This window comes from Tannockella kyphosi, assembly GCF_021054785.1.
GTDB lineage: Bacteria > Bacillota_I > Bacilli_A > Erysipelotrichales > Coprobacillaceae > Tannockella > Tannockella kyphosi.
The window spans coordinates 1,347,167-1,370,056 of sequence record NZ_CP088239.1 but is presented as its reverse complement, the minus strand read 5'-3'; the positions used below and the strand labels follow the sequence as shown (position 1 = coordinate 1,370,056).

22 protein-coding genes are annotated in these 22,890 nt (G+C 30.6%); all 22 read left to right on the top strand.

Going from position 1 to position 22,890, the window contains the following annotated elements:
* The first annotated feature begins 413 nt into the window (after nucleotides 1–413).
* The 22 genes from LRR82_RS06775 to rlmD all read left to right on the top strand — a co-directional run bounded on the left by LRR82_RS06775 (nucleotide 414) and on the right by rlmD (nucleotide 22,776).
* Entirely contained in the window at nucleotides 414–1,586 is a 1,173-nt protein-coding gene (locus tag LRR82_RS06775; protein ID WP_249028678.1) for a BMP family ABC transporter substrate-binding protein, read from the top strand.
* Between the two features lie 82 nt (nucleotides 1,587–1,668).
* Entirely contained in the window at nucleotides 1,669–3,255 is a 1,587-nt protein-coding gene (locus tag LRR82_RS06770) for an ABC transporter ATP-binding protein (RefSeq protein WP_249028677.1), read from the top strand.
* Nucleotide 3,256: 1 nt separating this feature from the next.
* A complete protein-coding gene (locus tag LRR82_RS06765) occupies nucleotides 3,257–4,378 on the top strand; it encodes an ABC transporter permease (RefSeq protein ID WP_249028676.1) in 1,122 nt (373 codons plus the stop codon).
* Nucleotides 4,378–5,361 (top strand): ABC transporter permease, encoded by a 984-nt coding sequence (locus tag LRR82_RS06760; RefSeq protein ID WP_249028675.1) that lies wholly within the window; start codon nucleotides 4,378–4,380, stop codon nucleotides 5,359–5,361. The genes LRR82_RS06765 and LRR82_RS06760 overlap by 1 nt, the downstream gene beginning before the upstream one ends.
* Nucleotides 5,362–5,520: 159 nt before the next feature.
* Nucleotides 5,521–5,784 (top strand): UPF0223 family protein, encoded by a 264-nt coding sequence (locus LRR82_RS06755; RefSeq protein ID WP_249028674.1) that lies wholly within the window; start codon nucleotides 5,521–5,523, stop codon nucleotides 5,782–5,784.
* A 1-nt stretch (nucleotide 5,785) separates the two neighbouring features.
* A complete protein-coding gene (locus LRR82_RS06750; RefSeq protein WP_249028673.1) occupies nucleotides 5,786–6,970 on the top strand; it encodes an FtsW/RodA/SpoVE family cell cycle protein in 1,185 nt (394 codons plus the stop codon).
* A gap of 49 nt (nucleotides 6,971–7,019) precedes the next feature.
* Nucleotides 7,020–7,343 carry a YlbD family protein gene (gene ylbD / locus LRR82_RS06745; protein WP_249028672.1) on the top strand — a complete coding sequence of 108 codons (324 nt, stop codon included), beginning with the start codon at nucleotides 7,020–7,022 and terminating at the stop codon, nucleotides 7,341–7,343.
* The gene (locus tag LRR82_RS06740; RefSeq protein WP_249028671.1) at nucleotides 7,336–7,515 is read left to right on the top strand and encodes a YlbE-like family protein; all 180 of its coding nucleotides are present in this window, start codon (nucleotides 7,336–7,338) and stop codon (nucleotides 7,513–7,515) included. The genes ylbD and LRR82_RS06740 overlap by 8 nt, the downstream gene beginning before the upstream one ends.
* A gap of 7 nt (nucleotides 7,516–7,522) precedes the next feature.
* The gene (locus tag LRR82_RS06735; RefSeq protein ID WP_249028670.1) at nucleotides 7,523–7,864 is read left to right on the top strand and encodes a YlbF family regulator; all 342 of its coding nucleotides are present in this window, start codon (nucleotides 7,523–7,525) and stop codon (nucleotides 7,862–7,864) included.
* Nucleotides 7,865–7,872: 8 nt separating this feature from the next.
* A complete protein-coding gene (rsmD, locus tag LRR82_RS06730) occupies nucleotides 7,873–8,424 on the top strand; it encodes a 16S rRNA (guanine(966)-N(2))-methyltransferase RsmD (protein WP_249028669.1) in 552 nt (183 codons plus the stop codon).
* A 2-nt stretch (nucleotides 8,425–8,426) separates the two neighbouring features.
* Nucleotides 8,427–8,909: a pantetheine-phosphate adenylyltransferase gene (gene coaD / locus LRR82_RS06725; RefSeq protein ID WP_249028668.1), complete on the top strand. Its 483-nt coding sequence runs from the start codon at nucleotides 8,427–8,429 to the stop codon at nucleotides 8,907–8,909.
* An 80-nt stretch (nucleotides 8,910–8,989) separates the two neighbouring features.
* A complete protein-coding gene (locus tag LRR82_RS06720) occupies nucleotides 8,990–10,267 on the top strand; it encodes a dihydroorotase (RefSeq protein ID WP_249028667.1) in 1,278 nt (425 codons plus the stop codon).
* Nucleotides 10,264–11,022 carry a dihydroorotate dehydrogenase electron transfer subunit gene (locus LRR82_RS06715; RefSeq protein WP_249028666.1) on the top strand — a complete coding sequence of 253 codons (759 nt, stop codon included), beginning with the start codon at nucleotides 10,264–10,266 and terminating at the stop codon, nucleotides 11,020–11,022. The genes LRR82_RS06720 and LRR82_RS06715 overlap by 4 nt, the downstream gene beginning before the upstream one ends.
* Nucleotides 11,015–11,932: a dihydroorotate dehydrogenase gene (locus LRR82_RS06710; RefSeq protein WP_249028665.1), complete on the top strand. Its 918-nt coding sequence runs from the start codon at nucleotides 11,015–11,017 to the stop codon at nucleotides 11,930–11,932. Before LRR82_RS06715 ends, LRR82_RS06710 begins: the two co-directional genes overlap by 8 nt.
* 35 nt (nucleotides 11,933–11,967) lie before the next feature.
* Entirely contained in the window at nucleotides 11,968–14,109 is a 2,142-nt protein-coding gene (locus tag LRR82_RS06705) for an ATP-dependent helicase (protein ID WP_249028664.1), read from the top strand.
* Between the two features lie 95 nt (nucleotides 14,110–14,204).
* Nucleotides 14,205–16,202 (top strand): NAD-dependent DNA ligase LigA, encoded by a 1,998-nt coding sequence (ligA, locus tag LRR82_RS06700; RefSeq protein WP_249028663.1) that lies wholly within the window; start codon nucleotides 14,205–14,207, stop codon nucleotides 16,200–16,202.
* A gap of 36 nt (nucleotides 16,203–16,238) precedes the next feature.
* Nucleotides 16,239–17,336: a CamS family sex pheromone protein gene (locus LRR82_RS06695; RefSeq protein ID WP_249028662.1), complete on the top strand. Its 1,098-nt coding sequence runs from the start codon at nucleotides 16,239–16,241 to the stop codon at nucleotides 17,334–17,336.
* A gap of 8 nt (nucleotides 17,337–17,344) precedes the next feature.
* Nucleotides 17,345–17,638: an Asp-tRNA(Asn)/Glu-tRNA(Gln) amidotransferase subunit GatC gene (gene gatC / locus LRR82_RS06690; protein ID WP_249028661.1), complete on the top strand. Its 294-nt coding sequence runs from the start codon at nucleotides 17,345–17,347 to the stop codon at nucleotides 17,636–17,638.
* Nucleotides 17,638–19,092 carry an Asp-tRNA(Asn)/Glu-tRNA(Gln) amidotransferase subunit GatA gene (gene gatA, locus LRR82_RS06685; RefSeq protein ID WP_249028660.1) on the top strand — a complete coding sequence of 485 codons (1,455 nt, stop codon included), beginning with the start codon at nucleotides 17,638–17,640 and terminating at the stop codon, nucleotides 19,090–19,092. The genes gatC and gatA overlap by 1 nt, the downstream gene beginning before the upstream one ends.
* 2 nt (nucleotides 19,093–19,094) lie before the next feature.
* Nucleotides 19,095–20,528, top strand: coding sequence for an Asp-tRNA(Asn)/Glu-tRNA(Gln) amidotransferase subunit GatB (gene gatB / locus LRR82_RS06680; protein WP_249028659.1), 1,434 nt, complete (start codon nucleotides 19,095–19,097; stop codon nucleotides 20,526–20,528).
* 51 nt (nucleotides 20,529–20,579) lie between these two features.
* The gene (locus tag LRR82_RS06675) at nucleotides 20,580–21,386 is read left to right on the top strand and encodes a hypothetical protein (RefSeq protein ID WP_249028658.1); all 807 of its coding nucleotides are present in this window, start codon (nucleotides 20,580–20,582) and stop codon (nucleotides 21,384–21,386) included.
* A gap of 34 nt (nucleotides 21,387–21,420) precedes the next feature.
* Complete coding sequence (rlmD, locus tag LRR82_RS06670; protein ID WP_249028657.1) at nucleotides 21,421–22,776, top strand: 23S rRNA (uracil(1939)-C(5))-methyltransferase RlmD; 1,356 nt, start codon at nucleotides 21,421–21,423, stop codon at nucleotides 22,774–22,776.
* Nucleotides 22,777–22,890: the final 114 nt, after the last annotated feature.

The following is a 22,890-nucleotide window of genomic DNA, read 5'->3' as shown; positions in this document are numbered from 1 at the left end:
CTATTATTTGTTTATAAAATGCTTAAAAATATATGAAATTAGGATAAAAATAGCGATTATATAAAGAAATGGAAAGAGTATACTTTATAAAATGGAAAAACTTTGGGATATTGGCGTAATAATATCGAAAAATGTTGTTAAATATTGCTTTATTTGTTAAAATATTCTTTGTAAAATTCTTGAATAAAAAGGCTCAACTTTACTTTTTTTATATAAAAAAGATAGTGTTATTCAGTAATATTCAAAAGGAAACTTAAACTAAGAATATTATAAATGATGTCTACATTAAAAAGTAAAACCTTTTATATAAAATTATTTTCATGATAAAAAGATTGAGTTTTAAGTATTAATGATTAGTTCGGGTAGTTAAGCCAAAAGGCTTTCTATAAAAAAAGAAAAAAAGGGGAGATAAGATGAAAAAATTAGTTACACTTTTTCTAGCAATCACAATGATGGTAACATGTACAGCATGTTCTACTAGTGAATCAGAAGAAGAAGACACAAGCGGAATTACAGTTGGAGCAATCTATATCACTAGTCAAAATGACACATCAGGATATACATACCAACACCATACTGGAATTGTAACAGCTATGGAAAATTTAGGTTTAGATACGGAAACAGATTTATTAATTGTTGATAATGTGGAAGAAGATGACACACAAGTAAGTGCTGCAATTGATACACTTGCTGGTCAAGGATGCGATATTATTTTTGGTATTTCATTTGGTTATATTACTGCATTTGATACTGCTGCTGCACAAGAAGAATATTCAGATATTATATTCTCACATGCTACAGGATATTTAAGTAATGATACAAACTTTAATAACTACTTTGGACGTATTTACCAAGCTAGATATTTAGCAGGTGTTGCTGCTGGTTTAAAATCTTTAGAAACTGGAAATGATGCAATTGGATATGTTGCAGCATACAACTTAGAATATGCTGAAACTTGTTCAGGTATTAATGCATTTACATTAGGGGTACAATCAGTTAACGCTAATGCTACTGTGTATGTAAATGAAATTTCAAGTTGGGGAGATGAAACATTAGAACGTCAAGCTGCTCAAGCATTAATTGATACTTATGATGTTGGTATTATTGCCCAACATAGTGATTCTGCACAACCTCAAATGGTAGCAGAAGAAAACGGAATTTATGGATTTGGATATAATTCTGATATGACAGAACAAGCTCCAGATGCACATATTTGTGCACCTATTTGGAATTGGGATATTTATTATGAAGCTGCAATATCAGCTGTTATGGAAGATCCAACAACATTCATGACAACAGTAGGTAACTACTATGGTGGACTTGCTGAAGGATTTATAGACATTTCTGAATTGTCTGACAATGCTGCAGAAGGTACTGCTGAAATTCTTGAAGAAGTTTCTGCTTTAATGGAATCTGGTGAATGGGATGTATTCTCAGGAGTTTCATTAGAAATTTCTACTGATGGTACAATTACACAAGTGGAAGAACCTGTAATGAAAAATGATGGTACGGAAGCTGGAGTTATTGATGATAGTGTTATCACTGGAACAATGGACTTCAATGTGGAAGGCGTAGTTGCACAATAACATTGGATTAAAATGATATTTATAATAGGGTAGGGGCTTGCTCCTACCCTATGCAAATTTATGAGATAAATGGAGGAGACTTATGGAAAATTATGCAATTGAAATGCGTGGTATTACGAAAACTTTTGGTAGTGTAATAGCTAATAAAGACGTAAACTTAACTGTAAAAGAAGGGGAAATACTTGCGTTACTTGGAGAGAATGGTTCTGGTAAAACTACGTTAATGAATATGTTATCAGGAATTTATCAACCTGATTGTGGTGAAATTTTAATGCAGGGTAAACCAGTAAGTATTCATTCTCCTGAAGACTCTAAAAAAATAGGGATTGGAATGGTTCATCAACATTTTAAATTGGTAGATGTTTTTAGTGCTGCTGATAATATATGGGTAGGAAAAGTTGGTGGAGGGAATGTTCTTCGTAAATCAAGATATTTTGAAATAGAAGAAATGTGTAAGAAGTTTGGTTTTGATATTGATCCTACTAAAAAAGTATTAACAATGTCAGTAAGTGAAAAACAAACTCTTGAAATTATAAAAGTACTTTATTATGGTGCTAAAGTTATTATTTTAGATGAACCTACTGCGGTACTAACAGTACAAGAAACAAAGAAATTATTTGATGTACTTCGTCAAATGAAAGCAGATGGGCATTCTGTTATTATCATTACTCATAAACTAAATGAAGTGTTAGAAATATCAGATCGTGTTGCTATTTTACGTAAAGGAGAATATATCACGACTGTAAATACAAAGGAAACGAATGAACAAGTTTTGACTGAATTAATGGTAGGTAGAAAAGTTGATTTAAATATTGAACGATCAAAAGTGGAAAAAACACTACCTTTATTAGAAATACGAGGACTTGATATTCAAAATGATGAGGGTGCTAAAGCAATTGATAATCTTAGTTTTTATATTCGTGGTGGTGAAATGTTGGGTGTTGCTGGTATTGCAGGATGTGGACAAAAAGAACTTTGTGAGGCTATTGCAGGATTAAGAGAGATAGATAAAGGATCTATTATTCATAAAGGGTCTAATATTGTTGGAATGTCTCCTAAAGAAATTATAAAAAAAGGAATTTCGATGAGTTTTATTCCAGAAGATCGTTTAGGAATGGGGCTTGCTCCCTCTTTATCGATTACTGATAATATGATTTTAAAAAACTATGCAGATAGTAAAGGTTTTTTAGTGGATCGTAAAAAAGGTCGTGATGATGCTTTAGAGGTTATTCAATCATTGCAGGTGGTAACACCATCTACAGAAACTCCAGTTCGTCGTTTATCAGGAGGAAATGTTCAAAAAATATTATTAGGACGTGAAATTAAAATTGCACCTAATGTATTAATTACTGCTTATCCAGTACGAGGACTGGATATTAATTCATCTTATGCTATTTATGATATTCTTAATAAACAAAAACAAAGTGGTGTAGGAATATTGTTTGTAGGTGAAGATTTAGATGTTATGATGGCTCTTTGTGATAAAATCATGGTGCTTTGCCATGGTAAAGTAATGGGAATTGTTCATGCTCATAAAGTGAGTAAAGAACAGTTAGGATTAATGATGACAGGGGCTTTAGACCTTGTTAGTAATAGTAGTGATAAAATACCAGGTATTGCAAAAGATAGTTTATTTGCAGAACATATTGAAGAAAGAGAGGAGTGCTAATATGAAAAGACAAAATTATTTTCATGTTGTAAAACGTGATGATGTTCGTTTGAAACGTATTATTTTGAGTTATCTTTTAGCAGTTCTTATTGCAATTATTATTGGGGGTATTTTATTATCGATACAAAATGTGAATCCTTTTAGTTATTATAAAGATATGTTTAGTTTAGGCTTGATAGGTAATAAGTTTGGATATAAACAAGTAGAAGCATTTATTAAAGTATTTACTCCTTTATTATTAACATCAGTTGCTCTTTCTTTGGCTTTTAAAATGCGTTTTTGGAATATTGGTGGAGAAGGACAATTTATTATGGGAGCAATTGGAGCAGGAATTGTTGCTTATTTATTAGGTGATAGTTTACCATCTCTTATTATCTTGCCACTAATGGCACTTGTAGGAGCATTATTTGGAGGTTTATATGGTGCTTTTGTAGCTGTTTTAAAAGTTAAGTATAATACAAATGAAACATTACTTACATTAATGATGAATTATATTGCTCTTTATCTTTTGAAATTCTTTGGAGAAACAAGTGGTGAATGGAATTTCTTTCTTTCTACCGATTCAAGTAGACCATTGTTTGCTAGTTTCCCTGAAAGTGCACTAATGATTGAGATACCTACATTTTTTGGTTATTTTTCATTAAATCTTTCTTTGGTTATTGCACTTCTTATTTGTGTTGCTATTTGGTGGTATTTAAAATATACCAAACGTGGATATGAAATTGCAGTAGTTGGAGATAGTCCGAATAGTGCTAAATATGCAGGTATGAAAGTATCAAAAATTGTAGTACGTACTATTTTTCTTTCTGCAGCATTGATTGGATTAGCAGGAGCTTTCTATGTTTCTTCAGCAGGAACACTTTCTACGTCAATGACAAATAGTGTTGGATGGACTGGAATTGTTGTTGCTTGGTTGGCTAAGTTAAATACGATTGCGATTACTGTAGTAAGTTTATTAATTACTGTTTTACAACATGGATGTAGTGTAGCTAGTGCATCTTATGCTACAGTAGATGCGAATTTTGCTAATTTACTACAAGGGATGATTTTATTTGCGGTTCTAACTGCAGACTTCTTTACTCGATTTAAATTAGTGAAAACTAGTAAACAGGAGGTAGAATAATGAATGTAATTACGTTATTTCTATTTAGTATTGTAGTGTATAATACAGTACTTCTTTATGGAACTTTAGGTGAAATACTAACTGAAAAATCAGGTAGTCTTAACTTAGGGGTAGAAGGTACGATGGCAATAGGTGCAATCATTGGATATCTAGCGGCAGTAAGTACGAACAGTTTATGGATAGGATTGATTGTTGCATTTATAGCAGCTGGACTTTGTGGATTGTTATTTGCTTTTCTTACTGTTTCATTACAAGCGAATCAAAATGTAACTGGGCTTACTATTACTACTTTTGGTTTAGGACTATATTTCTTTATTGGAAAAGGTTTTGGAAGTGCTTGGCCAGCATTGCAAAGTGCACCAAGTGTATCAGCAGCATATGCCGCTATTGAAATTCCATTACTTAGTGAAATACCAGTTCTAGGGAAAGCTTTTTTCTCACATAGTATTTTAGTTTATTTAGCAGTTGCTATTGCTGTAGGTCTTTGGCTTTATTTGAATTATACAAAAACAGGATTACGTTTGCGTGCAGTAGGAGAAAATCCTTCAGCTGCTGATTCTGTGGGTATTAATATTATTTTGTATAAATATATTCATATTATTGTGGGGTCTGGGATTATGGGACTAGGTGGTCTTTATATGGCTTTAGTTATGGGTGGATCATTTGAAGGCTCTACTTGTTGGATTAATGGATATGGTTGGATTTCGATTGCTTTAGTTATTTTCTCTAATTGGAATCCGTTAATGGCTATTTTAGGATCATTGTTGTTTGGGTTCTTTAATACGTTACAAGTATATAGTGGTTCATTAGCGAACTCATTTCCAGAGATGTTTGGGTGGTTATCTAGTATACCTGCACAATTATATCAAGCATTGCCATTTATCATTACAGCTATTGTATTGATTGTTACTTCGATTCGACAAACACAAGGCGGAGGTGGACCTGAAGGATTAGGTGCAAACTATTTCCGTGAAGATAGATAAATAGGTAGATTTGGTTTCTAGTAATAGGAGCTAAATCTATTTTTTATTTAAAAATGGAAAGAATACAATTCTGTGTCCTCCTATTTCTTTTTTTGATGTTAATGGGTTTGTTTTTTTCTTGGTGATAAGGTATAATAACAAAGAAAATGAGGTGTGAATATGGAATATAATTATCCGTTAGATTATACTTGGTCAACAAGTGAAATTATAGATGTCATTGCTTTTTATAATTGTATTGAAGAAGCATATGAAAAAGGAATTACAAAAGAATCATTAATGAAAGCTTATCGTGATTTTAAAGTTATTGTAGATTCAAAAAGTTATGAAAAACAAATTGATAAAGAATTTAAAGAAGTTTCTGGATACTCCATCTATGAAGTAATTAAAAAATCGAAAGAAACTGATTTTATTAAGATGGTTTAATATGAGTTTTTTATCTAAATTATTTAAAAATTCAAAGGGTGGAGACCGTTTAATATTTTTAAGTGTAGTAGTTCTATCTTTGTTTGGTATTGTAATGATTGGTTCTGCTTCTGTAGGAAAAGCTTATGAATATGGGGCAACATGGCCAGTTACTAATATGATAAAACAAGGAATATTTGTTGGAATAGGTTTTGCGTTGATGTCTTTGATAACAAGATTGTTTGATCCAAAGAAATTTTCTGTTCGTTTTTTTGATATTATCTTTACAATAGGTTTACTGGCAATGTTAGCTTGTCGCCTATTTGAGCCAACTAGTGGAGCATATGCATGGATTGACTTAGGGTTTATGACGATTCAACCATCTGAAATAATGAAAATCATTATGATTTTATGTTTGTCTTATTATTTTAGTGAGGTAGTAGATAGTTTTAGTGTAAATGGGAAGTTTTCTAGTGAACTAGCAAGAGAAGCTTTTTATAAAAATAAGTTTAAGTACTGTCTACAACGACCTTTTCTTTACATTATCCTTGTCTTAATTGTTGGTGTATTTGTACAAAATGATACTGGTTCAATGGTTATTATGTTGGGTATTTGTGGGGCTATCTTTTTACTTGCTCAAAATAAGTATTATCGTAATTTTAAAATGGTATCGATTATCATAGTGGGGGTAGGAACAGTTTTATTAGCAGTCTTCTTTTTACAAGGTTATCAGGTGTCTCGTATTACGACATGGTTACAACCATTGTCTGATGTTCAAGATACATCCTTCCAGATTGCAAACTCTTTAGTAGCTTTCGCTAATGGGGATTTATTTGGTTCTGGTTTTGGTAATTCAACACAAAAATTCGGATGGATACCGGTTGCTCAAAGTGACTTTATTGGTCCTATTATTTATGAAGAATTAGGAGTCTTTGGGTTAGCTTTTATTATGATTCCAACTTGCATTATTATTTATCGTTTGCTTATGCATTCTAGAAAAACAAATAATACATTTTATAGTTTAATTTTAGTAGGAATATCTACTTATTTCTTTATGCATTTGTTTATTAATTTAGGTGGTGTATCTGCTTTAATACCAATGACAGGAGTACCTTTGTTGTTAGTTTCTTCAGGGGGAACATCAGCGATAGCTACTTTTATAGCAATTGGAATTGCTCAAGCAATTATTCGTAAATCTAAGCTCTAATGGTGCACTTATTATTTAGTAATTACATATACTAAATAGAGGTGTAATCATGACAAAACTAGATGACTTTAAACAGTTTATTGCAACAATACCTAGTATTAAAGAAGATGTCTTAAATTCAAGGTATACTTGGCAACAACTCTATGAAATATATATATTATATGGAAAAGAAGATAAATTTTGGTTGCCTTATAAAAACAAATCAAATACAATTGATCTTCTTACTCTTTATGAAATTGTAAAAAACTTAGATATGCAACAAGTTAGTAATAGCCTAACTTCAATTGAGAAAGTATTAACAATGTTAGGAACATTCTTGCCTGATAATAAAGAAACAACTTCATCAAAGACTACAAAGTGGTACGATGAATGATTCTTTAGCCTTATATATGCAAGAAAATCCTTCTTGGTATATTACTCTTTCTAGGTATCCAGAAAAGAAAAAAGAGTTAGAAAAAAAGTTTAAAATAGAAACAAAAGAAACAATGGAATCGAAACTAGATAAGATGTCCATGATTTTATCAATGATGGAAATGTTGTTATAGGAGAAATATGGAAGAAATAATTGAAAAACTAGTACTAGCAATCAAACAAGAAGAATGTTATCAACAATTCATTTTAAAAGAAAAACAATTACAAGATTCACAATTACAACTTCTTTTAAAAGAATATCAAGCATCACTAGAACAATATGAGCTAGCTAGAAGATATAAACAAGATGAAAAACAAGCAAAAGAAGTAGTAAAACAAATCAAAGAAAAGGTATCAAAACATCCTTATATTCAAGAATATTATGATGCTTATTATTTATTAGAAGAACATTTACAACAAATAACAAATATTGTTTTTAAAGATATTAGTGATGAATTAAAAACAACAAAATTTCATTTGTAGGAGGGAATATGCGAGTTATAGCAGGAACATATAAAAGTCGTACTTTAAAAACTGTAAAATCAAATTCAACAAGACCAACTACTGATCGAAACAAAGAAAATTTATTTAATATTATTGGTCCTTATTTTGATGGGGGATGTGTTTTGGATTTGTTTGGTGGTAGTGGTGGATTAGGTATTGAAGCAATGAGTAGAGGATGTACGAAACTAATTAGTGTAGATAGTAATTTAGAAGCTTTTAAAGTAATCAAAGAAAATGTTGCAACTTTAAAAATAGAAAATGCGAATGTTTATAAAATGGATTATAAAAAAGCATTGGAAAAATTCAAAAATGAAAATCAACAATTCCAATATGTATTCTTAGATCCGCCTTATGGTAAAGAAATGGCTAACTATACCTTATCTTATTTAGTAGAACATAACTTACTAGAAAATGATGCAATCATTGTAGTAGAAGAAATAAAAGAAGCTATCTTACCACAAATAAACCAATTAGAATGTATAAAAGAAGTGAATTATGGTATTACAGCTTTACACATATATCGATATAAAGGGGAATAAAAATGGAAAAGAAAATAGCTGTTTATGCTGGAACTTTTGATCCAATTACAAATGGACATATGGATATTATCCAAAGAGCAAGTAAAATGTATGATGAATTATATGTTACTATCTTTGAAAATCCTAATAAAGTAGGATTGTTTTCTATTGAACAAAGAATAAAACTAATCCAAGAAAGTACAAAAAACTATTCAAATGTAAAAGCGGATGCATCTTCTAAACTAGCAGTAGTTTATGCAAAAGATATGCAAGCATCTGTATTAGTCCGTGGTTTACGTGCCACAATGGATTTTGAATATGAATTACAGTTAGCTTTTTCTAATCAATATTTAGATGATGAAATAGATATGGTTTTTTTAATGACAAAACCATCACATTCTTATATTTCTTCTTCTACTGTAAAAGAAATGGCAAGTCATCATCGTAGTGTTGCTTCACTAGTACCAGAATGTGTGGAAGAAGCACTAAAAGAAAAATATAAATAAGACACTAGTGTCTTATTTTTCATAATGATTGTAAATAGAGATATCTTTTGATATGATAAGGTGAATTAGGAGGATAGACAATGGAAAAGATTATTTTAAAGAATGGAGATATATTTTATCAAGGTAAAATACAACATTTAGATGTTGTTATGGAAGCAGATAAAATTGTGAAAATAGAAGCTAATACACAAGAAAAAGGAACAATTATTGATGTTTCTAATCAATTAGTAACATTAGGATTTATAGATATGCATGTTCATTTAAGAGAACCAGGTTTTGAATACAAAGAAACAATTAAAAGTGGAACTCGTAGTGCCATGTATGGTGGATATACGCATTTAGTGGCTATGGCTAATACGATTCCTTGCATGGATAATAAAGAAGTAATAGAAGATTTTTATCAAAGAGTTAAAAAAGATAGTTTTATTCATACTTATACATATAGTGCAATAACAAAAGGGTTAGCAGGAAAAGAATTAGTAGACTTTCAAACAAATAGTACGATGAATATACTTGGTTTTAGTGATGATGGAAAAGGTGTTCAATCTACTGAAATCATGGCAGAAGCGATGAAACAAGCAAAATCTGTAAATTCTATTATTGTTGCTCATTGTGAAGATGAAGAAGAATTAGTACCGGGGGCTTGTATTCATGATGGTGCTTATGCCAAAGAACATCAATTAAAAGGTATTAATAATGCTTCCGAATATAATCATGCTATTCGTGATTTAGAAATGGTTAAAAAATATCAAAATCGTTATCATATTTGTCATATTTCAACTAAAGAAACAGTAGCAGCTTTGCGTCTAGCTAAAAAAGAATTAAAACAAGTTTCTGGAGAAGTTTGTCCTCATCATATTATTTTAACAGATGAAAACATTAAAGATTGTCATCCTAACTATAAAATGAATCCTCCTCTACGTAGTAAAGCAGATTTACTAGCGATTATAGAAGGACTTAATGATGGTACAATTAAAGTAATTGCTACTGATCATGCTCCTCATAGTAGAGAAGAAAAAATGAAACCAATCGATCTTGCTCCTTTTGGTATTATTGGGAACCAACATGCTTTTAGTTTAATGAATACTTATATTATAAAAAAAGGATTAGTTGATTTAGAAACAGTACTATTATGTATGGCAGATAACCCGGCCAATATATTAGGGTTAAATCATCATTTTGAAGTTGGTGCGAAAGCAAATTTATGTGTGTTAGATTTACAAAAAGAGTATGTCATTAGTGAAGAAAATATTCAGTCTGCATCTTGTAATACACCATTTTTAGGAGTAAAATGTCAAGGATATGTAAGTTATCATATTTTGGATGGAAAAGTGACAAAATTGGAGGAAGTGGAATGAAAAATTATCAAGATGAATTAGTAATAAAAAGTATTACTAATATAGCAAAAGATGTATATGAAATGGTATTAGTAGGTCCTGGTGTAAAGTATATTAGTGCTCCTGGACAATTTATTAATATGAAAATAAATAATAGTTTACAACCTTATTTAAGAAGACCAATGTCTATTAGTGATTATGATGATAATTCATTAACGACTGTATTTAAAGTAGTGGGTCAAGGTACTGAAATATTAAAGAATAAAGAAATTGGTTCTACTATTGATTGTTTAATTGGATTAGGAAATGGTTTTTCAATTCAAGACCTTGCTAGTGTAGTCTTAATAGGTGGAGGGTTAGGAACACCACCACTTTATAAACTAGGAAAAGAATTAGCGAGTATGGGTGTAAAAGTAACAACTGTATTAGGGTTTGCAAGTAAAGAAGATGTTTTTTATGTTGATAAATTTAAAGAATTTTCAAAAGTTTATATTGCTACTAATGATGGTACAATGGGTCAAAAAGGGAATGTTTTAGATGTTATTAAACATGAAAATATTACATTTGATTATTATTATACATGTGGACCAGAAAGAATGTTAGATGCATTAGTAGAAGCATATCCTGATTTTGGAGAGCTTTCTTTTGAAGCTCGCATGGGATGTGGATTTGGTGCATGTATGGGATGTTCTTGTAAGACAAAAACATCACCTTATAAACGTATTTGTGTAGAAGGACCGGTCTTACTAGCAAAGGAGGTAATTGTGAATGGCTAATTTACAAGTAAATTTACCAGGATTAAACATGAAAAATCCAGTTATACCAGCTAGTGGTACTTTTGGGTTTGGTTATGAATTTTCAAAGTTTTATGATATTAATGTGTTGGGTTCAATGATGTTAAAAGGAACTACTTTAGAAGCACGTTTTGGTAATCCATTACCACGTATTGCAGAAGGACCTAGTGGGATGTTAAATGCGATTGGATTACAAAATCCAGGTGTTTATGCTGTAATGGAAAAAGAATTAGTACAATTATCAAAGGTATATGATGATAAAGTAATTGCAAATGTAGCAGGTAGTTGTTTTGAAGATTATGTAGAATGTGCTAAAATAATATCAAGACATCCAATGATTGGTGCATTAGAAATTAATATTTCTTGTCCTAATGTAAAAGCAGGAGGTATTCAATTCGGTACTGATCCACAAATGGCAGCAACACTAACAAAAGCAATTAAAGAAGTAAGTCAAGTACCGGTATATATAAAATTATCACCAAATGTAACAGATATTGTGGCAATGGCAAAAGCAATAGAAGAAGCTGGAGCAGATGGTATTACAATGATTAATACATTGATAGGTATGCGTTTTGATTTAAAAACAGGGAAACCAATTATCGCTAATAAAACAGGTGGTTATTCTGGACCAGCGATTTTCCCAGTTGCTTTACGTATGGTTTATCAAGTAAGCCAAGCAGTTAGTATTCCCGTTATTGGAATGGGTGGAATTAGTAGTGGAGCAGATGCGATTGAAATGATGATGGCAGGGGCTAGTGCTGTTGCAGTAGGTTGTCAAAATCTAGTAGATCCTTATGCGTGTCCTACTATTATTGAAGAAATGAATCAGATATTAGATGATATGGGAATTGAAAATATTCAAGATATCGTTAAAAAATCACATCAATATTAAGAACATTTTGTTCTTTTTATTTTTTGGAGGGCAAGATGGAAATAGAAACATTATTAAATGAAAATCAAGCAAAAGCAGCAACTTATTTAGATGGACATTTGCGTATTATTGCTGGAGCTGGTTCTGGTAAAACAAGAGTAGTAACGTATCGTATTGCTCATTTGATTCAAAATATTGGAGTAGATCCACGTAAAATACTTGCGATCACTTTTACAAATAAAGCTGCTAATGAAATGAAAGAAAGAGTAAATGGGATATTAGGGATAGGTGGAAACATGTCTTTGATTTGTACCATTCATTCTCTTTGTGTTCGTATTTTAAGACAACATATTCAAGTTTTAGGGTATCCAGGTAGTTTTATTATTATGGATGAAGAAGACCAAAAAGCATTATTAAAAAAGATTTATAAACAATTAGAAATCCCTTTAAAAACAATTTCTTATAAGAGTGCATTGCATTCTATTTCAAATTATAAAATGGCAAATATTTCTCCAGAAAAAGCAAAACAATTAGCTGGTCAATTTGAAGGAGAATATAAAAAAGCAGTGATTTATGAAGAATATTTAGCTTATCAAGAAAAACAATTCTTATTAGATTTTGATGATTTGTTATTAAAAACAATGGTATTGTTTGAAAACTATCCTGATGTTTTACAAAAATGGCAACATAAGTTTCAGTTTATTCATGTAGATGAGTTTCAAGATGTTGGAGATATTGAATATCGTATGATTTTAATGCTTTCTAAGTTTGCTACGGTTTGTGTAGTAGGGGATCCTGATCAAACTATATATAGTTTTAGAGGAGCTAATATTCAATATATTTTAGATTTTGATAAAGATTTTGTAGGTTCTAAAACCATTACATTGGATCGTAATTATCGTTCTAGTAAGAATATTTTAAGTGTTTCTAATAAGTTAATAAGAAACAATCAAAATCGTTTAAAAAAAGATCTTTATACTAATCTTGATATAGGTAAAGAGGTAGTTCATTATATGGCTGCAAGTGAAGAACAAGAAGCAGAGTATGTATGTGATCAAATAGAAGAAATTATTAATAAGGAAGAAGGTATTAATTATAGTGATTTTTTAATTTTATATCGTGCAAATTATTTATCTAGAAACTTAGAACAAGCAATGATTCGTCGTAAAATAGATTATCGTATTTATGGGGGATTAAAGTTTTTTCAAAGAAAAGAAGTGAAAGATGCTTTGAGTTATTTGCGTTTAGTTGCTTATAATGATGATTTATCGTTTGAACGGATTATTAATGTTCCAACAAGAGGAATAGGAAATAAAACATTAGAGAAAATACAGTATGTAGCACTTAACTATCAAATAGATTATTTAGATGCTTTATTATTTCATAGTAATGAAATAAACTTCTCTTCTAAAACAAAAAAAGAAGTACAAATATTAGCGAATGCACTTTTAAAAGCAAGATCTTCTTCAAAAGCAATGCATTTGATTTTTGAGGATTTATTAGAAGATGTTGGTTATATGGAAATGTTACGTAAAGATGTGGAAGAGAATCGTATTGATAATATTAATGAATTAAAAAGAGCTATTTTTGATTATCAAAATGCGAATCCTGAAACCGCATCTATTGAAAATTATTTACAAGATATTGCCTTATTCACAGATAGTGATCGTGATCAAGGAGAGCAGTTTGTAAGTATGATGTCTATTCATATGGCCAAAGGATTAGAGTCTAACTATGTTTTTGTAATTGGGCTAAGTGAAGGGATATTCCCTAGTTTCCGTACGATTGGAGAAGATGGAGAAGAAGGATTAGAAGAAGAAAGACGATTAGCGTATGTTGCTTTTACAAGAGCGAAAAGGCAATTGTTTTTAACAGATAGTCAAGGTTATAGCTTTATTATGAATTCTCCTAAACTTGCAAGTCGCTTTTTAAATGAAATAGGGACTACAGGAGTAAAACATCTTGGTAAAAAACCTACTTATAAAACAAGTGACTATATTACACCACCAAAGCTAGATTTAGTAGGTGATAATGAAGTAAAAGATTGGAAGATTGGAGACTTTGTAAGTCATGATCATTTTGGTAAAGGAGTAGTTGTAGCAGTTAATGGACAAACGCTAGATATTGCTTTTAGTTTACCAGCAGGTATTAAAACATTGATGGCTAGCCATCAATGTTTTAAAAAGTTATTAAATTAAAAATGAAGTGATAGATGTTTTGCATTTATCATTTTATTTATGCCATTTTTTTGGTATACTTAAGAATGAATTTTCAAATAGAAAGGGTTAGAAAGATGGATCAAAAACAAGCATATCAAACTTTGATAGAAACAATAGAATATCATAGTAATCGTTACTATAATCAAGATGACCCGGAAATAAGTGATTATGAATATGATCAATTAATGCAATCATTAAAACAAATAGAAAAAGAACATCCTGAATATATAACAAACCAATCACCAACTCAAAAAGTTGGTGGACTTGCAAAAAGAAAAGCTGGCGTTTTAGTAGAACATCGTGTTCCGATGTTATCCTTGCAAGATGTTTTTAGTAAGCAAGAAGTAGCTGCTTTTATCAAAGAAATGCAAGAAAAACTAGAAGATCCTACTTTTGTTGTTGAATATAAAATAGATGGATTATCAGTTGCTTTACGATATCAAAATGGACTATTTACAACAGCGATTACTCGTGGTGATGGAATCTTGCAAGGAGAAGACGTTAGTGCCAATGCAATCGTTATTAAAGATGTAGTAAAAAAATTAAAAGAACCAATCGAATACTTAGAAATACGTGGTGAAGTTTACATGAAAAATGAAGTATTTGAAAAAGTGAATGATCAACAAGTAATTTTAGGAAAGAAAATTTTTGCAAATCCTCGTAATTGTGCTGCCGGCACATTACGACAGTTAGATCCTCAAATAACAAAAGATCGTAATTTGTCGATGTTTATTTTTAATATTCAAGATATTATAGGACAATCTTTTAAAAGTCATAGTGAAGGTTATGCATGGTTAAAACAACAAGGGATTAAAGTAATTGATAATTATCAATTATGTAAAACTTTTGAAGAAGTATGGCAAGTGATTGAAAAGATTGGAATGCAAAGAGATACGTTAGGTTATGATATTGATGGGGCTGTAGTTAAAATAGATAGCTATTCACAAAGAGAATATTTAGGACAAACTTCAAAAGTACCTAGATGGGCAGTAGCTTATAAATATCCTCCAGAAGAAAAAGAAACAGAATTATTAGATATCGAATTATCAGTTGGACGTACTGGTAGAATTACACCAACAGCTATTTTCCAACCAATTCGTTTATGTGGAACAACGGTATCAAGAGCAACTTTACATAATCAAGATTTCATCAATGATTTAGATGTTCGTTTAGGGGATACTATTGTTGTATATAAATCAGGAGAAATTATTCCTAAAATCAAAGAAGTAAAAAAAGAAAAAAGAAAAGAAACAAGTGTTCCTTATGTATTACCTGAAAACTGTCCAGTATGTCATCAAAAAGCAATTCGTAATAATCAAGAAGCTGACTTAAAATGTGTAAATCCACATTGTCCTAGTAAGTTAGTTCGAAACATTGTTCATTTTGTTGGAAGAGATGCAATGGATATAAAAGGATTTGGATTAGCGTATGTCGAAACACTAGTTGATAAAGGATATGTAAAAGATATTAGTGATATTTATTATTTACATTTAAAACGTCAAGAATTATTAGATAAAAAGATAATTGGGTTAGTAAAGTCTACTGATAATCTATTAAATGCAATAGAAGGTTCTAAAAGCCAAGGAGCAACCAAACTATTAACTAGTTTAGGAATAAGTAATGTTGGAAAAGCAGCAGCTAAAAGCATTATGGAACGTTTTATGAGTATTCCAGCTTTATATCATGTTAGTAGTGAAGAACTACAAGAAGTAAATGATATAGGAGAAGTGAGTGCAAAAGCAATTAAAGATTATTTTGATGATAAAGAAAATATTGAAATGTTACAAAGAATGATGGATGCTGGAGTTATTGTTGAAAATCAAAAGACAACATTAGTAGATAATCGTTTAGAAGGTCTTACTTTTGTTGTAACTGGTACATTAGATACCATGTCACGTAAAGAAGCTGGTGCTATGATTGAAGCTAGAGGTGGTAAATTAAGTGGTTCTGTATCTAAAAAAACAGACTATTTATTAGCTGGAGCTAATGCTGGAAGTAAGTTAGTAAAAGCACAATCTTTAGGTGTTGTTATTGTAGATGAACAACAGTTTTTAGAGATGATTAATCAATAATATTATGTTATAATGTACAAAAATTGGAGGTAAAAAATGAAAAAAACATTAATCACAATTTGTATGGTTTTACTTTTAAGTGGTTGTAGTCAAATCCAAGAAACAGTAGAACAAAATGATAGTCAAGTAGTAACAAGTGCTGATAGTTTAGGTTCTACTTACTATCCAGTTGTTCAATTTGATGCTTACACTGGAAGAAATGAATATTATAATAATTACAATCAAAGTAGTGACTGGCAAAAAGTAGGTCGTGATTTAGAATATTTATCAACAGATTATTTTTCTACAAATAATCATTATATGGCAGAAGGTCAGTTATTAACACAATCTGATTCTTATAGTGATTTATTATTGTGGGCAAGTGATAGCAACACCTATACATTACAACCAGCTCAAGATGATATTATTGAAGGATATACTAGTGTTATTATGACTAGTTCTGTTTATGAATTAGATTTCTATCAAAAAAATGATGATAGCTATGATTTAGTAGGATTATCATTTAGTATTATTTTAGATCCTTTAACAAAAACAGAAGAAGGAACTTATGAATCTATAACAGGTGGTTTAACAGATGCTTATATTTTAGAATATGCGACCCAAGCAACAGAAACGTTATATTCTTATATTCAAAATGATGCTACTTTTAGTGAATATACTAGCTTACCTATTTTGATTTGTGTTTATCAAGCAAATGATTCTAGCTCTTCATGGTATAGTGGGGCTTATATTTTAGAAACTTATAGTGAAGAAAATGTATTAGGTACTAGTAATGAAGTTAGTTTCCAAGAAGTAGTATTTACAAGTACGGATGCAGAGACAATTGACCCAGAACTATCGAATAGTATTTCTTTAATGAAAACAAATTTAAAAAGTGTTTCTTTAGAATCGGTAGGAGTAGTAGCTTATGGGATGTATTATGATGAAACACTGACTAGTTTTACAATCAAAGTCACGGCTAATGTTAAAACTTATGTTGAATTAGAATATTGTATTGGTGTACTTGCTAGTGAGATGAATGATATAGAATTAAATATTGATTATACAGCAATGGTTTATTCGCAGGATAGTTTAGAAGCAATGATTGTAAAAGATGTTAACCAAGATGCTAAAACATATATATTAGGATATTAGGAGAATGGATGATGGAAAATAAAGAAGAGATGTTAAGAAAATTGGGGTTGAAAACAATGTTTTCAATTACTGATGAACAAATGCCAGAATTAGTAGAAGAATATGAAGTATTTATGCAACATGTTGCAGTACTAGCAAATATTGATACTACTGGGGTAGAGCCAATGGCTTATCCTTATGAAATAGAAACTTCTTTTTTAAGAGAAGATGTAGTAGGAGAAGTATTAGAAACAAAGGAAGCATTACAAAATGCTACTTCAGTTCAAGATAATCAAATTAAAGTACCGAAGGTGGTGGGATAATGGAAGCAAAAACGATTGAACAATTACATCAATTATTAATAAGTGATAACTTTGATAAAGAAGCATATTATCAAGAACTTTTCCAAGAAGTTGAAAAACAACAACAACGTTTAAATCTTTTTGTAACTATTACAAAAGAAAAAGCACTTGAACAACTAGCAAATGCTACTATAAAAGAAGATAACTTATTAGCTGGAATTCCAGGTGTCTTAAAAGATAATTATAATACCAAAGGTATTAAAACAACGGCATCTTCTAGAATGTTAGAAAACTATGTACCAGTATATAGTGCTAGTGTAGTGGAAAAACTATTTGATGCAAATATGTGTCTAGTAGCAAAAGCAAGTATGGATGAACTTGCGATGGGTGGAACTAATAAATCAGCTCTAACTGGTCCAGTTTTAAATCCTTGGGATACAACACGTATTAGTGGTGGTTCGTCAGGAGGAAGTGCTGCTTCTGTAGCATGTGGGGTTGTTCCTTTTGCTTTAGGAAGTGATACAGGAGACTCTATTCGTAAACCAGCAGGTTATTGTGGTATTGTTGGATTTAAGCCAACATGGGGAAGAATTTCACGTTATGGAGTTATTCCATATGCATCTAGTTTAGATACAGTAGGTGCTTTTACAAGAAATGTTCGAGATATGGCGATTGTAATAGAAACATTAGCAGGACGTGATGATCGTGATATGACTTCTAGTTATTTAGAAGTACCAGCATATTTAGATAATTTAAATGAGGATATAAAAGGTTTAAAGATTGCAGTATTAAAATCAGTAGTAGATGAAATTAGTAATCAAGAAATAAAAAAGAATTTTGAAGATACCGTAACTAAGTTAAAAGAATTAGGAGCTATTGTAGAAGAAGTAGAAATGGATATTACTTTATTAAAAGCTATTTTACCTACTTATAAAATCATTGCAAATAGTGAAGCAACAAGTAACCATTCTTGTTTAGATGGTATTAAATATGGTGACTTCCAAATAGCTGATTCAACAGATGAAGTAATGATTGCATCTAGAACACATGGTTTTGGAGATCATATTAAAAGACGTTTTATTTTAGGAAACTTAGCTTTAGCTACTGAAAATCAAGAAAAGATGTTTAGACAAGCACAAAGAGTAAGAAGACTCATTGTAGAAGAATTAAATCGAGTATATCAAGAATATGATATTATTTTAACTCCAAATGCAGGAACAATTGCACCTAAAGAAACAGAAGCAAATGCAAGTGATGATGTAACATCAAGTGAGTATGTTATTTTAGAAAATCATTTAGCGTTAGGAAACTTTGCCGGAACACCTAGTTTAACATTGCCTACTGGTTTTGTAGAAGATATGCCTATTGCAGTAAATTTAATGGGACGTATTTTTGAAGAACAAACTGTTCTTAATGTTTCTTATGCTTTAGAAAATGTTTTAACATTTAAAAATCAATATAAGAGGGAGGATTAGAGATGAATTTTGAAACAGTAATTGGACTAGAGGTTCATTGCGAATTAACAACAAATACAAAAATGTTTTCTAATGCTCCAGTAAGCTTTGGTAAAGCACCAAATACAATGATTAATCAAGTTGATATGGGGATGACTGGAACAATGCCAGTTTTAAATAAAGCAGGCGTAGAATATGCTTTGCGTGTATGTCATGCACTTGATATGGAAATTGATGAACTAGTTTGTTTTGATCGTAAAAATTATTATTATGCAGACTTACCAAAAGGATTCCAAATCACACAGGATCGTCGTCCTATTGGTAGAAATGGTAAAATAGAAATTAATGTCGATGGGAAAATAGAAGTTATCGAAATCGAAAGACTACATATGGAAGAAGATACTGCAAAACAGTTACATTTTGATGATTATTCTTTATTAGATTATAATCGAGCAGGTATTCCATTAATTGAAATTGTTACGAAACCAACTATTCGTTCAGGAAAAGCAGCTGCAGCATACTTAGAAAAACTAAGACAAATCTTCTTATTTACAGAAGTAAGTGATGCTAAGATGGAAGAAGGTTCGATGCGTTGTGATGTTAATATTTCATTACGTCCTTATGGTAGTGATAAATTTGGAACACGTACTGAAATCAAAAACTTAAACTCTATTTCTAATGTTCAAAAAGCAGTTGAAGTAGAAGGAAAAAGACAAGAAAAAATCTTATTAGAAGGTGGTAGTGTTATTCAAAACACAATGCGTTATGATGAAGACAAAAAAGAAACAACAATCATGCGTGCCAAAGGAGATGCAGTAGATTATAAATACTATCCTGAACCAAATATCTTACCAATCCGTTTAGATCCAGCTTGGGTAAAACAAATTAAAAATAACTTACCTGAAATGCCAGATAAAAGAGTATTGCGTTATACAAAAGAATTAGGTATTAGTTTAGTAGATGCTAATATCTTAGTTCAAACAAAACAAGTTTCAGATTTTTTTGAAGCAACAATTCAATATACAAAACACGCTAAATTTGTATGTAACTGGTTATTAGGAGAAATTCAAGCTTATTTAAATAAAGAGAATCTAGTGATTACTGAAACAAAAATCACACCAGAATATCTTGCTAAAATGGTTGACTTTATCCAAGATGCAACTATTTCTAATAAACAAGCAAAAGTAGTATTTGAGATATTAATGAAGGAAGGAAAAGATCCTGAAATTATTATTGAAGAAAAGAAAATGAAACAAATATCTTCACCAGCTGAATTGTTAGTAATTATTAATGGTGTATTAGATGCTAATGAACAATCAATTGAAGACTATCGTAATGGGAAAGATCGTGCTGTTGGATTCTTAGTAGGACAAATCATGAAAGCTAGTAATGGACAAGCAAACCCAGGTATGACTAGTAAATTATTAATCGAACAACTAAAAGAACGTATTTCTTAATGTACTTTTCAACAAAAATTTGTTAAAATGTAAAAAGAAGGAAGTGAGATAATGAGTAAAAAGGAAAGATTTCATTTTGATGATGAATCTGAAATAGTATTAGAACCAGAACAAGAAACAAGTATAGAAGTAGAAGAACCTGAATTTGTTTTGGAAGAAGTAGAAGAACAAGATGTTATTTTTGAAGCAGAACAAATAGAGCCTGTTGCTATTTTTGAAGAAGAAACGAAAGTAGAAGAAGTAGGTAATGAGGAACCAGAAATGCCTAAGAAAAAGAAAAAATTTAAATATAAATTTAAAGTATGGCATGGTTTGTTACTTTTAGTACTTATTGCCGGTTTAGCGTTTGCTTATTATATTTATAGTTCTTCACAAAATGATGGACCTGTTTATGGTGAACGTTGTACAGGAGCTATTGCTTTAAGTAGTGATGCAATCGATGATGTAATTGCTAGTTATTTAGAAAATGAAGCAGTGGAAGGTCTTGATATTAGTGTAGAATGTTTAATTATTAAAATAGATATTGACTTTGTTCCAGAAACATCAGAAAGTGATGGTTGTGAAATAGCAGAAAGTATCCTAGAAGATTTAGATGTAGCATTAGGATATGATGCTTATGAAGGCTCTAAATATAGCCAAGCATTTAATATTTCTAATGGAGAATATCAATATGATGTTGAATTTATTATGACATCAGATGATAGTGAAGCTTATCCTATTTTTGGTACAAAACATGCAACAGTAGAAGATGTTTCCTATACTACATCATCTCCTGCAGACCAAAGCACAACAGATAAAGTATTAGAAACTTATGAATCATCATTAGTAGAGGATGATCAAGAAAGTGAAACAGAGTAAAAACGAGCACTGCTCGTTTTTTTAAAGGAGAATTATGAAAAAAAATGATTATTTTGAAGCGACTTGCATCGACTTCAGCCACGAAGGAAAAGGAGTAGTAAAAGTAGATAACTTTCCTTATTTTGTAAATGATATGATTGTTGGTGAAAAAGGACAATTAAAAGTCATTAAAGTATTAAAGAATTATGGAGTTGCTCGTTTAATCTCTTTAACCAAAGAATCACCACATCGTGTTAGTCCAAAATGTAGCATTTATAATAGCTGTGGAGGATGTCAACTACAACATATTAGTACAAAAGGACAATTAGTATTTAAAACAAAAAGAGTAAAAGACTGTTTGGAAAGAATAGGGAAATCTTCAGTAGAAGTATTACCTTGTTTAGTAATGGATGATCCTTGGTATTATCGTAATAAAGTACAAGTACCAGTAGGACAAGTAAATAATCGATTAGTTAGTGGTTTTTATAAACAACATTCTAATGATATTGTAGAATGTGAACATTGTTCTATTCAAAATGATTTATCAAATAGTGTAGTATCTTTTACAAGAGGTTTATTAGAAAAATCAAAAGAAACAGCTTATAATAAAGAAACATATAAAGGTAATATTCGTCATATTCTTACGAAGTATGGTTATACAACAGGAGAAATGATGTTAGTTATTATTACTAGATATCAAAAATTAAAAGATACAGAGAAGTTAGTAAAAGAAATTACTTCTAAATATCCGATGGTTAAAACAATTATTCATAATGTAAATAATGAGGATAGTAATGTTATTCTTGGTAAAAAAGAGACTATTTTATATGGAAATGGAAAGATTAAGGATGTTTTATTGGGGAATACTTTTGAGATTTCATTAAAATCATTCTATCAAATTAATCCAATTCAAGTAGAAGTACTTTATAGTAAAGCAATTGAACTAGCACAAGTAAGTGAGAAAGATATTGTTATGGATGCATATTGTGGAATAGGTACTATTGCACTAAGTGTTGCTAAAAAAGTAAAACAAGTTTATGGGGTTGAAATTATTCCTCAAGCTATTAAAGATGCAAAAAAGAATGCTCAAGCAAATGGTATTAAAAATACGACTTTTGTATGTAATGATGCTGCTGAATTTATGCAAGCTTGTGTGGAAAAGAAACAACGTATCGATGTTGTTTTTGTGGATCCACCAAGAAAAGGTTGCTCTCCAGAATTTTTACAGGCTTTAGTACAACTACAACCTAAAAAAGTAGTTTATGTATCTTGTGATGTGTCTACACAAGCAAGAGATATTAAGATTTTAGAGGAGCAAGGCTATCAAGCTATTGTAGCACAACCAGTAGATATGTTCCCTCAAACTTACCATGTGGAAACTGTTTGTTTGCTGACAAGAGTAGAGAAATAAAGTATGTAAATGTCTTAGAATATAGGATTTTGAGGGTTGGGATAAAAAGATTCCCAATCCTCTTTTTTAATGGATATTTAATTAGGAAACTTATCAAGGTTTATAAAACGAAAA